We start from the raw sequence: 13961 nt of genomic DNA, 5'->3' as shown, positions 1-13961 counted from the left end.
GTGCTCCCCCGGCCGGAGTCCGCGTCCAGCTACCACGGCCGGCCGCCGGCCATCCATGGCCGGCTGGGAGCACACCCCCCGGTGCACGCGACGGGTCCGTGCATCGGCGGCTGCGGTACGCAGAGCAGGAGCATTGCGCGCGGCTGACCCGCAACGACCACTCCCGTGTGTTGGGGCGATTCCGGGCACGGAGCCAAGAGCGGCGGTTGCTGACGGCGTCGCCTGCAACGACCACGCTTGTTTGGCAGTTCCGGCATGGAGGTCAACAGCGGCAGCCGGAAGTCGGCGACTGCCCCGACGGCCTACGTTCTTCGCCGTTGACCTTCGGGACGCGACGACGGTCGGGGCTCGCCGTGGACGCAGGGGGATGTCCAGAGCCGGCCATGGATGGCCGGCGGCCGGATGTGGGAGCAGGACGCGGAGATATCCGGCTGGGCATCCCCCTGTGGCCGCGGCGGGCTGCCCGCGCCCCTCCCGGGCCCGTGCTCTGGCACTGGCTTGACTCCGGTCTTACGGGCTTCCGGGCTCGATGCTCTGCGCCTGGATGGAACTCTCTCCCAGGGGAGGAACCATCTCTATCAGGACTGCTCCGGCAGCGCGTCCCAGAACGCCTCGATGCGGCGGCGCTGCGCCGCATCCGGCAACGGGCCGCGGCCCGCCGCCAGGTTGTCCTCGAGGTTGGCCAGGCGCGTGGTGCCGGGCAGCACTGCGGTGACCGCGGGATGGCCGAGGTTGTACTTCAGGAACAGCTGCGCCCAGCTGGTGGCGCCGAACTCCGCGGCCCACTCCGGCAGCGGCACGTCCCTGACCCGCCCGAACAGGCTGCCGCGGCGGCCACCCAGCGGCACGTTGAGCAGCACGGCGGTGCCACGCTCCCGGGCGGCGGGGAACACGGTGTCCTCGGCCACCCGGTTGCCCAGCGAATAGTTGACCTGCACCACGTCGAGGGGATGCGCGCGGATCAGCGCCGCGGCTTCGGCATGCTGTCCGTCGTTCGAGGTGGTGATGCCGATATGGCGCAGGCGCCCGGCCTGCTTCCACTCCAGCAGCGTCGGGATGATCGCTTCGGCACCATTGAGGTTGTGCACCATCATCAGGTCGATGGTGTCGGTGCGCAGGTTGCGCAGGGAGGCTTCCATCTGCGCGATTCCCGCGGCGACATCGCCATCGGGCGCGGTCACCTTGGTGGCCAGGAAGAAGCGATCGCGCAGGCCCAGTTCCTCGATCAGTTCGCCGAGGACCGCTTCGGAATTTCGGTACGCCGGCGCGGTGTCGATCACGCTGTTCCCGACCTCCGCCAGTCGCCGCAGCACCTCGCGCAGCGGCGCCTTCTCCCCGGCCGTCTGCACGCCGTAGGCATTGGTGCCCAGCCCGACCACCGGGATGCGCTCGCCGCTGGAGGGAATCGCACGCAGGATCGGCGCATCCGCTGCGGCCGCCGTGGCGGCGCGTGCCCAGGCGGGCAGTGCCAGCGCGGCGGTGGACAGGGCGATCCCCTGCAGCAGGCGGCGGCGCCGCGGATCGCGGACGAAAGTGGTCATGGCAGGTTCCTCGCGGGAGACGTCCCGGATTCTTCCACCGCGTCGGCGTGCGGACAACACGGGCGGCGGCCTGCCCGCGCAGGGCGATGAGTCGTCTGGGGCCGCGACGCACGGGTCCGCTAGCATGGCGTTCCTCCTGCACCCGAGCACATGGATGGCCATCTCCCGAAACCGGCGCGCGTTGCTCGCCGCACTGCCGGCACTGCTGGTTCCGTGGCTGGCTGGCGATGCGCGCGGCGCCGCACCGCCGGCACCGGCGGGTGGGGCTGCTTCCGGTCCGCGACCGCTTGCAGGTGCCACCGCCGACGAGGTGATGCGGGGCATTGACCTCACCGGGCGGACGATCGTGGTGACCGGCTGCAACTCGGGCATCGGGCTGGAGACCATGCGCGTGCTCGCCGCCAATGGGGCACACGTGATCGGTACCGCACGCGACGAGGCCAGGGGCAGGGCGGCCTGCGGCTCCGTACGCGGCAGGGCGACACCGGTCGTGCTGGAACTCACCGAGCCGGAATCGATCGTCGCGTGCGCGCGGCAGGTGGCGACGCTGGCGCCACGCATCGATGCGCTGGTCTGCAATGCCGGCATCGTGCTCGATACCCATGAGCAGCTCGGCGCGCTGGAGAAGCAGTTCGCGGTGAACCACCTCGGCCACTTCCTGCTGGTCAACCGTCTGCTGGCGCCGGTGCTGGCGGCACGCGGCCGCGTGGTGGTGGTGGGCAGCGGCAACCACCGCGATGCACCCGACGGCGGCATCCAGTTCGACGACCTGTCCGGCGCCGGCTGGTACCGGCGCGGCTACTCGCATTCCAAGCTTGCCAACGGGCTGTTCTCGTTCGAGCTTGCGCGACGGCTGGCCGGCACCGGCGCGACCTCGAACTGCGTGACACCCGGCCACACGCGCACCAACATCCTGCGCTCCACCGGTCTGGGTTATGCCGACAACGCACGCACGCCTGCCCAGGGCGCGGCGACGCCGTGCTATGCCGCCGCGCACCCGGCAATGGCAGGCATCAACGGTGCCTACCTGAGCGACTTCCGCGAGGCGCCACAGGGTGCGGCGCAGACCGACCGCGCGATGGCCGCGCGTCTGTGGCGGGTGTCGGAAGCGCTGGTGGCACCGCATCTTCAACCGTGGCCGCGGGCACTGCGCGACTGACCGCTCACGCCCGACACGCGACGATCCGGGGATGAACATCACCAGCGTGCTGCATGTGGGTGCCACCGGGCTGGTCGGCCGCGACGTCCTTGCACGGCTGCTCGATGATCCGCGCGCCACCCGGGTGGTGGCGCCGACGCGGCGGCCGCTTTCGGTCGCGCATCCGAAGCTCGTCAATCCGGTGGTCGATTTCGATGCCCTGCCGGCGACCGCCGACTGGTGGAAGGTCGATGCGGTGATCTGCACGCTTGGCACCACGATGCGCCAGGCGGGTTCGCGCGAGGCGTTCCGCCGCGTCGACCACGCTTACCCGCTGCAGGTGGCGCGCCATGCGCAGGCGGCGGGTGCGCGCGTGTACGCGCTGAACTCGGCGGCTGGTGCCGACCAGCGATCGCGGGTGTTCTACAGCCGGGTCAAGGGCGAGCTGGAACGCGACCTCGAGGCGGTGGGTTTCGAATCGCTGGTGCTCGTGCGGCCGGGGCTGATCGGTGGCGAGCGCCAGGAACACCGCGCCGGCGAGGCCGCGGCATCGGTGGTGCTGCGCGTGCTCGGGCCCGTCTTGCCGCGCGGGTGGCGGATCAATCCGGCGACGCGTGTTGCCGCAGCGCTGGTCGATGCCACGCTTGCGCCACAGCCCGGCCGGCAGGTCGTCGACGCGGCGTTGCTGGCCGGATGACGCCAGGGTGGCGCCGGCGGCATGGAGCCTCTGATCTTCGCGAGGCAGCTGCCGCATCAACGGGTCAGCCGGTCGGAGTGGCAGCCGAGGCGGGTCCGCCCGGCAACGATGACGGCAGCCGACGCGCCAGGTGCCGGCGCGCCGCCGCCTGCTCCGGTGCTCAGTCGTTGGCGGTATTGGTGCCCTGCGGTGCTCCGTCGACCCGTACCAGCTTCCACAGGCCCCACTGGTCCTGCACGCCGTCGCCGGTGGTCCGGCCGGCGCCGGCATCGGCGGCGTAGCGGTAGAGCGGCTCGCCGCTGTAGGTCACGTGGTGGCTGCTGTCGTCGCGCGGGATCACGCCGGCGCCACCGGAGCCGATGCGCGGATCGGCACGGGGCGTGGTGGTGCTGTCGGTCAGCGCCGGCGGCCAGACTTCCTCGCACGCGGCATCGCAGCGTTCGCCGGCGGTGTTGCCCTCGAGTACGTACAGCGACTGGCCGGCGCCGTCGGTCAGGTAACCCGGACCGGTGCCGTCACCGGCGATCGACCGCAGCTGGCGGTCGCTGCCGCCACCCGGGCCGCCTGCGGCCGATGCCTCGGCGGGCCTGGTGCCGCCGGGCATGGTGGTGTCTGCTGCGGTGTCGCCGCGCGCTCCGGTGTTCGCGGTGTCGCCGTCGTTGGCACGGTCCTGGCAGGCCGTGAGCAGCAACAGCAGGGCAAGGGCGGAACCGGACTTCATGCATGCGGACATGGCAATCCCTTCGCGTTGGCGTGTGGGTCCGAGTATCGACAGCGCCGCGACGAGCCTGCGTGAAGCGCCATGCGCGCGGCCGCGGCGGCAGCCACGGCCTAGAATGCGCGGCCCGCAGTCCCACGAGCCGAGCCATGCCGCACTCCTTCCGTTCGCAACGGCGCCCGTGAGCCGGCTCGAAGCCGACGTCGTGGTGATCGGCGGCGGCGCCGCCGGGCTGATGTGCGCGATGACCGCAGGCGCGCGCGGGCTGCGCGTGCTGGTGCTGGAGGGATCCAACCGGGTCGGCAAGAAGATCCTCATGTCGGGCGGCGGCCGCTGCAATTTCACCAATACCGGGACCGGGCCGGGCAACTACCTGTCGGCCAACCCGCACTTCGTGAAGTCGGCGCTGGCGCGCTACACGCCGTGGCATTTCATCGAGCTGGTCGAGCGCCACCGCATCGCCTGGCACGAGAAGGAGCCCGGCCAGCTGTTCTGCGACGAGTCGTCGAAGCAGATCGTGCGCATGCTGCTCGACGAGTGCGCGCAGGCGGGCGTGCGGGTGGAGACGCAGGCGGCGATCGATACCGTGGCAGTCGGCGAGGACGGACGCTTCGAACTCGAGTGCCGGCTCGGGCGCGTGCACGCCGCGCGGCTGGTGGTGGCCAGCGGCGGGCTGTCGATTCCCAGCCTGGGTGCCAGCGGCTTCGGTTACCGGCTGGCCGCGCAGTTCGACCATGCGCTGCTGCCCACCCGCGCCGGCCTGGTGCCGCTGACGCTCAGCGGCAAGCACCAGGAACGCATGGACGGGCTGGCCGGGGTGGCGTTTCCCATCGAGGCCCACTGCAACGGCCAGTCGTTCCGCGACGCCATGCTGGTCACCCATCGCGGCGTCAGCGGACCGGCGATCCTGCAGATCTCCTCGTACTGGCAGCCCGGCGATGAGCTGCGCATCGACCTGCTGCCCGACCACGACATCGACGCATTGCTGCAGGGCTGGCGGCACGACCGCCCGGATGCGGAACTGCGCACGCTGCTGGGCGAGGTGCTGCCGCGCCGCTTCGCCCAGCGCCTGGCCGAGGTGTGGCTGCCGAGCCGGCCGATGCGCCAGTACAGCGCACCGCAGCTGCGCGAGGTGGCCACGCTGCTGCGCGCCTGGCCGCTGGTGGCCAGTGGCACGGAGGGCTACCGCACCGCGGAGGTCACGCTGGGTGGCGTGGATACCCGCGAGGTGTCGTCGGCCACGTTCGAATCGCGCCGCGTGCCCGGGCTGTACTTCATCGGCGAGGTGCTCGATGTCACCGGCTGGCTGGGCGGCTACAACTTCCAGTGGGCGTGGGCCTGCGCGCACGCCGCCGGCAGCGCGCTCGGGGGCGAATGACTGCTGGCATGGCATGCTCTGGCGCCGCATCCGGAGCCCGTCATGACCGTCTTCCCGTTCCGCGCCGCGCTCGTCGCCGGCTGCCTGGCCGTGCTGGCCGCCTGCGGCGGTCCGCCGCCCTACACCGGTGGCGACGTGGCGAGCCTTGAACGCATCGACCTGCGCCCCGGCGACGGCGAGACCGCACGTGCCGGCGACACGGTGACCGTGCACTACAGCGGCTGGCTGTACGACGAGAATGCCGTCGACCGCCGCGGCGCGGCCTTCGACAGTTCGCGCGAGCGCGGCGAACCCTTCGAATTCACCCTCGGCGCCGGCCAGGTGATCCGCGGCTGGGACGAGGGCGTGGCCGGGATGCGGGTGGGGGGCCAGCGCGAACTGCGCATTCCGGCCGGACTCGGCTATGGCCAGCGCGGTGCCGGCCGGGCGATCCCGCCGGGCGCGTCGCTCGTGTTCGATGTCGAGTTGCTGGGCGTCGAGCGCCCCTGAGCCCTCAGCGCGGCAGCTTCAGCGCCGGGAACTGGGTGGTGGTACGTACGCCGTCCACCAGCCCCCAACGCACGCCGATGCGGCGCAGGCGGGCTTCCACGTCGGCACGCAGGTGCGCCGGCGTCATCGCCAGCACCGCGTCATGGCGCTCCGCCCAGGCGTTGGCATAGGCGAACAGGTCGCGGTGGCGATGCTGCAGGTCCTGCATCTCGGCCTCGAGCCGGGCAAGCGCCGCGTCGACGGCGAGTTGCGCGGATTCCGGGTCGGCGGAGGAGAGCTGGGACATGCGGACTTCTCGGTCAACCATCGAACACGTCGCCGGAGCGACAGTGGCTGCCGCCTGACTGCGACAGTGGGCACATTCTCGGCCAGATGGACTGAGAGGCAACCCAATGCTGTAGCGGCCGCCGCATTGACATCTGGAGACCGCCGGTCGGCCACCCGACCACGGCGCGCGCACGTCCTGTCGGTCAGGCTGCAGCCCGGTTCTCCAGGAGCGTTGCCATGACCCATGACTATCTGCCGGAAACCCTCACCCGCGCCGATGCCGATGCACTTGCAGGGGTGACCGTGCTGGATTTCGGCACCGGCTGGTGCGGCCACTGCCAGATGGCCATGCCGCTGGTCGACGCGGCCGTCCGTGCCTGCAATGGCGCGATCCGCCATGTCCGCATCGAGGACGGGCGCGGCCGCCCGCTGGGGCGCAGCTACCGGGTCAAGCTGTGGCCGACGCTGGTGGTGCTGCGCGATGGCGAGGAAGTGGCACGCGTGGTGCGGCCGCAGGAACGTGGCGAAGTGGAACAGGCGCTGGCCGCCGGTGCCCCGGCACCCGGCGAGGCCTGAGGCGGGCGTCTCGCCGCGTCCGTCACGGCAGGCTTCCTAGAGTGGACGCCAACATCCCGAGACACAGGAGGCTCCATGAAGATTCCGGCCCGTACCCTGGTGGTGGTTGCAGATGGCGGCGGCGCGCGTGTGTTCCGCAACGTCGGCGACGAGCAGTACCTGATGCTCAAGCAGGAGGAACTGCTCGAGCTGATGAACATGAACGACGACGGCCCGGCGGGCAGCATGCCCACCGAATCCAGCGGCGAGGCGATCGACGAGGCCACCTTCGCCAAGCAGCTGGCGCAGAACCTCAATGCCGGCGCGCTCAAGCACAGGTATGACCACCTGGTGCTGATGGCGGATCCGCAGACGCTGGGACAGATGCGCCCGCTGCTGCACAAGGAAACCACCGCGCGGATGCTGGCCGAGATCGGCAAGAACCTCACCAACGTGCCGCTGGAGGACATCGAGCGCGCCCTGCAGAACGGCAAGGCCCAGGGCGCCTGAACGCCCCTGGCCAGGTGCGGGCTCAGGCGTCGGCGAGCGACGCCGTATCGATCACGAAGCGGTAGCGCACGTCGCCCTTGAGCATGCGCTCGTAGGCGGTGTTGATGTCGGCGATGTCGATCATCTCCACGTCCGCGGCCACGCCGTGCTCGGCACAGAAGTCGAGCATTTCCTGGGTCTCGCGGATGCCGCCGATCATCGAGCCGGCCAGGCGCCGGCGCCCGGAGACCAGCGGGAATGCGCTCAACGGTGTCGGGTCGGGGATGCCCAGCAGCACCATGGTGCCGTCGATCCTCAGCAGGTTGAGGTAGGCGTTGTAGTCGTGCTGCGCCGAGACCGTGTCGATGATGAAGTCGAAGGTGCCGGCGTGCTCGCGGAACATGCTGCGCTCGCGCGTGGACAGGAAGCCGGTGGCGCCCAGGGCCATCGCGTCCTGGCGCTTGGATTCCGAGGTGCTGAGCACGGTCACCCGCGCCCCCATCGCCCGGGCCAGCTTGACCGCCATATGGCCGAGCCCGCCCAGACCGACCACGGCGACCTCGTCGCCGGCCTTGACGCCGAAGTGGCGCAGCGGCGAATAGGTGGTGATGCCGGCGCACAGCAGTGGCGCGGCACGCTCGGGCGCGATGCCATCGGGGATGCGCACGACGTAGTTCTCGTCGACCACGATGCGGGTCGAATAGCCGCCGTAGGTCGGCTCGCCGCTGCCGCGTTCCCGGCTGTTGTAGGTGCCGGTCATGCCTTCGCGGCAGTACTGCTCCTCGCCGGCACGGCAGGGCTCGCAGTTGCGGCAGGAATCGACGAAACAGCCGACGCCCACCAGGTCACCGACCGCGAACTTCGTCGCGCCTTCGCCGGCACGGCTGACGCGGCCGACGATCTCGTGGCCCGGCACCATCGGGAAGATCGATCCACCCCATTCGTCGCGGACCTGGTGGATGTCGGAATGGCAGACACCGCAGTAGAGGATGTCGATCAGGACCTCGTGCGCGCGCGGTTCGCGGCGCTCGACGGTGAACGGGGCCAGCGGCTCGTCGGCTGACGGCGCGGCATAGGCGGGAGTGCGCATGGCGGCCTCGCGGTGCGGGGAAAGCGCGCATGCTAGACCATCGGCGGGAACATCCCGTTGTCGCGCAGCGGTGGATCGGCAGCCGGCCGATGCCCTGAACCAGGCCAGCGCGGCATCTCCCGCGTATGCGCCCGGCCCCCCCGGCCCCCGGCCGTAGGGGGGGGCGATGCATCCTCAGTCTGTGGCGTCGGGGTTGCGCTGTCTCCAGGCCGCCAGCCGCCGCCGGTAGTCGTCCAGCTCCTCGGCGTAGCTGTCGTACACGCAGACGCTGCAGCCGCTTTCGCAGCAGTCGCTCGGCAGTGGTGGTTCCGGCGCCAGCGGGCGCGGATCCGGGGCGGGAGCCGCCGCGCGTGGGCGTTCCGGGGCGGAATCAGGCATGCGGTGAAGGATATCGCACGGCAGAAGTCCCCTCCGGAAAGGTCGTGGGGGCGCCGCGTGGCGCGCGACGGGCCTGCTAAAGTCCGGCGGGTTGCAGCACGGGACGGCGATCTGGTGAACGCGGTATCCATGGACACGGGCGGGGCGGCGGCCGCGCCCGACAACGAGGGCCGCATCGTGGCCGCACTGGTCGCACGCGGTCGCCTCAAGGAAGCGGACCTCGCCCGCGCGCGCCGCGTGCATGACGAATCCGGTGGCAGCCTGCTGGGCCTGCTCGGAAGGCTCGGGCTGGTCTCCGAGCGCGACCATGCCGAGACCTGCGCCGAGGTGCTCGAACTGCCGCTGCTTGCCGCACGCGAACTGCCGGATACCCCGCCCGAGCCGCTGGAAGGCAGCCAGCCGCTGGCGCCGCGCTTCCTCAAGGAATTCCATCTCTGTCCGCTCGGCGAGCGCGACGGCCGCCTCGAACTGCTGATGGCCGACCCCTGGGACGACTACGCACGCCAGGCGGTGGCGCTGGCCACCGGCAGCGCGCTGGCGCCGGTGGTCGGCCTGCGTTCGGAAATCGCCGACCTCGTCGAGCGCTGGCACGGGCAGGGGCGCAGCGCGATGGGCACGATCGTCGAATCCGCCGATGGCGACGGCGGTGCCGATGTCGACGACGTCGAGCACCTGCGCGACCTCGCGTCCGGCGCGCCGGTGATCCGGCTGGTGAACCTGGTGATCCAGCGCGCCGTCGAACTGCGTGCCTCCGACATCCACATCGAACCGTTCGAGAGCCGGCTGAAAGTCCGCTACCGCGTCGACGGCGTGCTGATCGACGGCGAGAGTCCACCGGTCAACCTGACCGCCGCGGTGATCAGCCGCATCAAGATCATGGCGCGTCTCAACATCGCCGAGCGCCGGCTGCCGCAGGACGGCCGCATCATGCTGCGCGTGCAGGGCAAGGAACTCGACCTGCGCGTGTCGACCGTGCCCACCGCGCACGGCGAGAGCGTGGTGATGCGCCTGCTCGACCGCGAGACCGTGGTGCTGGACTTCCACCGGCTCGGCTTCACCGACGAGTTCCTGCCGCAGTTCCAGCAGGTGCTCGAGCAGCCGCACGGCATCCTGCTGGTCACCGGCCCGACCGGCTCGGGCAAGACCACCACGCTGTACACCGCGCTGTCGAAACTCAACACCGCCGACGTCAAGATCATCACCGTCGAGGACCCGGTCGAATACCAGATCGAGGGCATCAACCAGATCCAGGCGAAACCGGCCATCGGCCTCGACTTCGCCAATGCGCTGCGTTCGATCGTGCGCCAGGATCCGGACATCATCATGATCGGCGAGATGCGCGATCTGGAGACCGCGCGCATCGCGATCCAGTCGGCACTGACCGGGCATCTGGTCCTGAGCACGCTGCACACCAACAACGCCGCCGGCGGGATCACCCGCCTGCTCGACATGGGTGTGGAGGACTACCTGCTGACCTCGACCGTCAACGGCATCCTCGCCCAGCGGCTGGTGCGGCGGCTGGAGCCGACGCATGCCGAGAGCTACCCGGCGAGCCTGGAGGAGATCGGGAAGTTCGACCTGCGCCGCTTCCAGCCTGAAGGCACGATCCGCCTGTACCGTCCGCGCGCCTCGGCGATCGCGCCGACCGGCTACCTCGGCCGGACCACCATCGTCGAGTTCCTGGTGATGAACGACGAACTCCGCCGCGCGGTGATGCGTCACGCCGGCATGGGCGAACTCGAACAGCTTGCCCGCGAATCGGGCATGCGCACGATGTACGAGGACGGCATCCTCAAGGCGCTGGCCGGCGAGACGACGATCGAGGAAGTGCTGCGCGTGACCGAGGATGCGTGACGGGGACGCATGGATGCTGCCGTGGCAGTGGAGCGTCCATGAAGCGATCCCGCTGTTGCCGTCATCCCCGCGAAGGCGGGGATCCAGTGTCTTTCTCTTCGCGGACAACGGTCATGGACAGACTTCCGGCGGTCTACATCCTGGGTAGTGGCCGCAATGGCACGCTGTACATCGGCGTGACCCGCGACCTGGTTGCGCGGATCTGGCAGCACCGCGAGCACGTTGTGGATGGATTCACCCGCAAGTACGACGTCACGCGATTGCTCTGGTACGACGTCGCGGAGACTATGGAAGCCGCGATCCGGCGCGAGAAGCAACTGAAGAAGTGGAACAGGGACTGGAAGGTTCGCCTGATCGAAACGCAGAACCCGTACTGGAATGACTTGTGGCCGACAATCTCGGATACCGTGCCGAAGACGCTGGATTCCCGCCTTCGCGGGAATGACGGGCAAGGGCCTGGGCACGGGAACGACGAGCAAGGACAGGACCACAGGGATGACAGGCAAGAGTCTTAGCCGGATCAAATGACCCTCTACCGCTACAAGGCACTCAACGCGCGCGGGGAACTGCTCGACGGCCAGATGGAGGCCGCCAGCGAGCAGGAGGTCGCGCTGCGCCTGCAGGAGCAGGGGCATCTTCCGGTCGAGGCGCGGCCGGCCAGCGAAGGCGGTGGCGACGGTGCGTGGAAGACATTGTTCAAACCGAAGCCTTTCGGAGGCCAGCGGCTGGTGCAGTTCACCCAGCAGCTGGCGACATTGCTTGCGGCCGGGCAGCCGCTCGATCGCGCGCTGACCATCCTGCTCGACCTGCCGGAGGATGCCGCGGCGCGGCGCACGCTGGTCGACGTGCGTGATGCGGTGCGCGGTGGCAGCCCGCTGTCGACCGCGCTCGAGCGCCAGCACGGCACGTTCTCGCGGCTGTACGTGAACATGATCCGCGCCGGCGAGGCCGGTGGCAGCCTGCACGAAACGCTGCAGCGCCTGGCCGACTATCTGGAACGCAGCCGCGCGTTGCGCGGACGGGTGGTGAACGCGTTGATCTATCCGGCGATCCTGCTGGTGATGGTCGGCGGCTCGCTGCTGTTCCTGCTCGGCTACGTGGTGCCGCAGTTCGCGGCGATGTACGAAAGCCTCGATGCCACGCTGCCGTTCTTCACCCGCATCGTGCTCGGCATCGGCGAGGCGGTGCGCGACTGGTGGATCGTGCTGCTGGTGCTGCCATCGCTGGCGCTGGGGTGGCTGGACCGGCGCCTGCGCGATCCGGCATTCCGCCTGCGTTTCGATGAGCGCCTGCTGGGCGTGCGCGTTGCCGGGCCGCTGGTGGCGCGGCTGGAAACCGCACGGCTGACGCGCACGCTGGGCACGCTGTTGCGCAACGGAGTGCCGTTGATGGGCGCGCTGGGCATCGGCCGCAACGTGCTGGGCAATCGCGCACTCGCCGCCGACGTCGCGGCAGCCGCGGAAGAGGTGAAGGGCGGGACGGGACTTGCCACCGCGCTCGCACGCGGCAAGCGCTTCCCGCGACTGGCGGTGCAGATGATCCAGGTCGGCGAGGAATCCGGCGCGCTGGATACCATGCTGCTCAAGACCGCCGACACCTTCGAACAGGAAACCGCGCAGGCGCTGGACCGGATGCTGGCCGCGCTGGTGCCGGTGATCACCATGGCACTGGCGCTCATCGTGATGGTCGTCATCCTCGCCGTGCTGGTCCCGATCTACGATCTCACCAACGTCATGGGCTGATGGCATGAATTCATATCGTTATTGCAGAAGGGCGGGGCGCGTGGGTCCTGCCGGAACAAATGGAGTTTCGCGGGTGGGTGTGCGTGGGGGTTCGCCTTGCGCAGGCCGTGGCGACGGCTTCAACAGCGCCAACGTTTCATTCCAGTCCCTGCGCGGCCGTGGCGACGGCTCCGGCAGCATCAGACTTTCACTCCAGTCCCAGCGCCGCGACGGCTTCGGCAGGCCGGGCGCTTCGATGTCCGCGCAGCACGGTTTCAGCCTGATCGAGATCATCCTGGTGGTGGTGCTGATCGGCGGCATCGTGGCGTTCGCCGCCACCCGCATCCTCGGCGGCGGCGACCGTGCGCGGGTCAACCTTGCGCGCGCGCAGGTGCAGACGCTGGTGGAAAAGGTCGACAGCTACCGCATGGATACCGGCCGCCTGCCGAATGCACTCGGCGACCTGGTCACCCAGCCCGGCGACGCCGGCGGCTGGCTTGGTCCGTACGCACGCGCGTCCGAACTCAACGACCCCTGGGGCACGCCGTTCGAGTTCCGCGTGCCCGGCGAAGGCAGGCCGTTCGAGATTGTGAGCTACGGTGCCGACCGCAGCCCGGGCGGCGACAGCGTCAACGCCGACATCCGCAGCGAGTGATCCCATGGCGGCGGCGCACCGGGCGTGGCCGTCGCGTTCGCGCGGGTTTTCGCTGATCGAGGTGCTGGTGGTGGTGGCGTTGATCGCCGCCACCGGTGTGCTGGCGGTCGGCGTGTTCGGCAACGGCTTCGAACGCCTGCGGCTGCGCTCGGCGGTCAACGAGGTCGCCGGCAACCTGCGCCACACCCGTGCACTGGCGATCGCCACCGGCCAGCCGCAGCGATTCGTGGTGGTGCCGCAGGAGCGTACCTGGCGTGCCGCCGGCGATCGCCATGGCCGCTTGCCGGAGCAGCTCACGGTGGAGTTCACCGGCGCACGCGAAGTACAGCCGCGCGAGGGCGAAGGCGCGATCGTGTTCTTCGCCGACGGTGCGTCCACCGGTGGCCGCGTCGCGCTGGTGACCGGCAACGCGCGCTGGCATGTCGACGTGGCCTGGCTGACCGGCGAGGTGCGCGTGCACCGCGGTGGGGTGACGCCATGACGGCCGCGCATCGCGGGACCTCCGCGCCTGCCGGTTGCCGGCACCACCGTGGTCCGGCCCGGCACATGCGCGGCTACACCCTGCTCGAGGTGCTGGTCGCGTTCGCGGTGCTGGCACTGGCGCTGACCCTGCTGCTCGGCACGCTGTCGGGCGGTACGCGGCAGGTGCGCTGGTCGGCCGATGCGGGTCGTGCGGCGTTGCATGCGCAATCGCTGCTGGCCGATGTCGGCGTCGGTACGGTGCTCGAGGCCGGTCGTCGTGACGGCGTGTTCGACGATGGGCGTTACCGCTGGTCGCTCGAGGTCTCGCCATGGGTGGAACCAAGCCTGCCACCGCCGGCCGTGGTCGATCCCTTTGCGCCGCACCTGCTGTCGCTGCAGCTCACCGTGCTGTGGGGCGAGGGTGGCCCGCGCGAACGCCTGCAGCTGCATTCGTTGCGGCTGGTGCAGGCCGATGCCATTGCCGGGCCGCTGCCATGAGGCCGCCCCGGTACCGCGGTCCGGGTCGTGC

17 protein-coding genes are annotated in these 13961 nt (G+C 70.2%); 12 read left to right on the top strand and 5 right to left on the bottom strand.

Going from position 1 to position 13961, the window contains the following annotated elements; genetic code table 11:
- Positions 1-578: 578 nt before the first annotated feature.
- A complete protein-coding gene (locus tag LDO11_RS12415) occupies positions 579-1541 on the bottom strand; it encodes an aldo/keto reductase (RefSeq protein WP_232141821.1) in 963 nt (320 codons plus the stop codon).
- A gap of 154 nt (positions 1542-1695) precedes the next feature.
- On the opposite strand from LDO11_RS12415, the gene LDO11_RS12410 reads away from it, so the two are divergent.
- Both LDO11_RS12410 and LDO11_RS12405 read left to right on the top strand, forming a co-directional pair.
- Complete coding sequence (locus LDO11_RS12410; RefSeq protein WP_232141820.1) at positions 1696-2700, top strand: SDR family NAD(P)-dependent oxidoreductase; 1005 nt, start codon at positions 1696-1698, stop codon at positions 2698-2700.
- Between the two features lie 31 nt (positions 2701-2731).
- Positions 2732-3376, top strand: a complete 645-nt coding sequence (locus LDO11_RS12405; RefSeq protein ID WP_232141819.1) for an NAD-dependent epimerase/dehydratase family protein — start codon at positions 2732-2734, stop codon at positions 3374-3376.
- Between the two features lie 160 nt (positions 3377-3536).
- Here the strand turns inward: LDO11_RS12405 and LDO11_RS12400 are convergent, their stop codons facing one another.
- Positions 3537-4097, bottom strand: coding sequence for a COG4315 family predicted lipoprotein (locus LDO11_RS12400; RefSeq protein WP_232141818.1), 561 nt, complete (start codon positions 4095-4097; stop codon positions 3537-3539).
- Positions 4098-4329: 232 nt separating this feature from the next.
- Here LDO11_RS12400 and LDO11_RS12395 point away from each other — a divergent pair, with 232 nt between their 5' ends.
- Positions 4330-5472 carry a BaiN/RdsA family NAD(P)/FAD-dependent oxidoreductase gene (locus LDO11_RS12395; protein ID WP_435574643.1) on the top strand — a complete coding sequence of 381 codons (1143 nt, stop codon included), beginning with the start codon at positions 4330-4332 and terminating at the stop codon, positions 5470-5472.
- Between the two features lie 42 nt (positions 5473-5514).
- Entirely contained in the window at positions 5515-5961 is a 447-nt protein-coding gene (locus LDO11_RS12390) for an FKBP-type peptidyl-prolyl cis-trans isomerase (protein ID WP_232141816.1), read from the top strand.
- 4 nt (positions 5962-5965) lie between these two features.
- Here LDO11_RS12390 and LDO11_RS12385 read toward each other — a convergent pair whose 3' ends face one another.
- On the bottom strand, positions 5966-6247 hold the full coding sequence (locus LDO11_RS12385) for a hypothetical protein (protein WP_232141815.1): 282 nt from the start codon (positions 6245-6247) through the stop codon (positions 5966-5968).
- A 218-nt stretch (positions 6248-6465) separates the two neighbouring features.
- Between LDO11_RS12385 and LDO11_RS12380 the strand changes: the two genes are divergently transcribed.
- Entirely contained in the window at positions 6466-6804 is a 339-nt protein-coding gene (locus LDO11_RS12380; protein ID WP_232141814.1) for a thioredoxin family protein, read from the top strand.
- 75 nt (positions 6805-6879) lie between these two features.
- The gene (locus LDO11_RS12375) at positions 6880-7293 is read left to right on the top strand and encodes a host attachment family protein (protein ID WP_129136753.1); all 414 of its coding nucleotides are present in this window, start codon (positions 6880-6882) and stop codon (positions 7291-7293) included.
- A 22-nt stretch (positions 7294-7315) separates the two neighbouring features.
- Here the strand turns inward: LDO11_RS12375 and LDO11_RS12370 are convergent, their stop codons facing one another.
- Together LDO11_RS12370 and LDO11_RS12365 are read right to left on the bottom strand one after the other, a co-directional pair.
- Positions 7316-8362, bottom strand: coding sequence for an NAD(P)-dependent alcohol dehydrogenase (locus tag LDO11_RS12370; RefSeq protein WP_232141813.1), 1047 nt, complete (start codon positions 8360-8362; stop codon positions 7316-7318).
- Between the two features lie 174 nt (positions 8363-8536).
- On the bottom strand, positions 8537-8740 hold the full coding sequence (locus tag LDO11_RS12365; RefSeq protein WP_232141812.1) for an oxidoreductase-like domain-containing protein: 204 nt from the start codon (positions 8738-8740) through the stop codon (positions 8537-8539).
- A 129-nt stretch (positions 8741-8869) separates the two neighbouring features.
- Here LDO11_RS12365 and gspE point away from each other — a divergent pair, with 129 nt between their 5' ends.
- The 6 genes from gspE to xpsI all read left to right on the top strand — a co-directional run bounded on the left by gspE (position 8870) and on the right by xpsI (position 13930).
- Complete coding sequence (gene gspE, locus LDO11_RS12360; RefSeq protein ID WP_255683455.1) at positions 8870-10594, top strand: type II secretion system ATPase GspE; 1725 nt, start codon at positions 8870-8872, stop codon at positions 10592-10594.
- A gap of 113 nt (positions 10595-10707) precedes the next feature.
- Positions 10708-11109, top strand: a complete 402-nt coding sequence (locus LDO11_RS12355) for a GIY-YIG nuclease family protein (RefSeq protein ID WP_129136750.1) — start codon at positions 10708-10710, stop codon at positions 11107-11109.
- 9 nt (positions 11110-11118) lie between these two features.
- A complete protein-coding gene (gene xpsF / locus LDO11_RS12350; RefSeq protein WP_232141810.1) occupies positions 11119-12336 on the top strand; it encodes a type II secretion system protein XpsF in 1218 nt (405 codons plus the stop codon).
- A 235-nt stretch (positions 12337-12571) separates the two neighbouring features.
- Positions 12572-12970: a type II secretion system major pseudopilin GspG gene (gene gspG, locus LDO11_RS12345; protein ID WP_232141809.1), complete on the top strand. Its 399-nt coding sequence runs from the start codon at positions 12572-12574 to the stop codon at positions 12968-12970.
- Between the two features lie 4 nt (positions 12971-12974).
- Entirely contained in the window at positions 12975-13451 is a 477-nt protein-coding gene (gene xpsH, locus LDO11_RS12340) for a type II secretion system protein XpsH (RefSeq protein WP_232141808.1), read from the top strand.
- 65 nt (positions 13452-13516) lie between these two features.
- Positions 13517-13930: a type II secretion system protein XpsI gene (xpsI, locus tag LDO11_RS12335; RefSeq protein WP_232141807.1), complete on the top strand. Its 414-nt coding sequence runs from the start codon at positions 13517-13519 to the stop codon at positions 13928-13930.
- Positions 13931-13961 lie beyond the last annotated feature (31 nt).

Source organism: Alterluteimonas muca, from assembly GCF_021191595.1.
GTDB classification, from domain to species: Bacteria; Pseudomonadota; Gammaproteobacteria; order Xanthomonadales; family Xanthomonadaceae; genus Luteimonas; species Luteimonas muca.
This window is presented reverse-complemented; position numbering and strand designations above follow the sequence as displayed.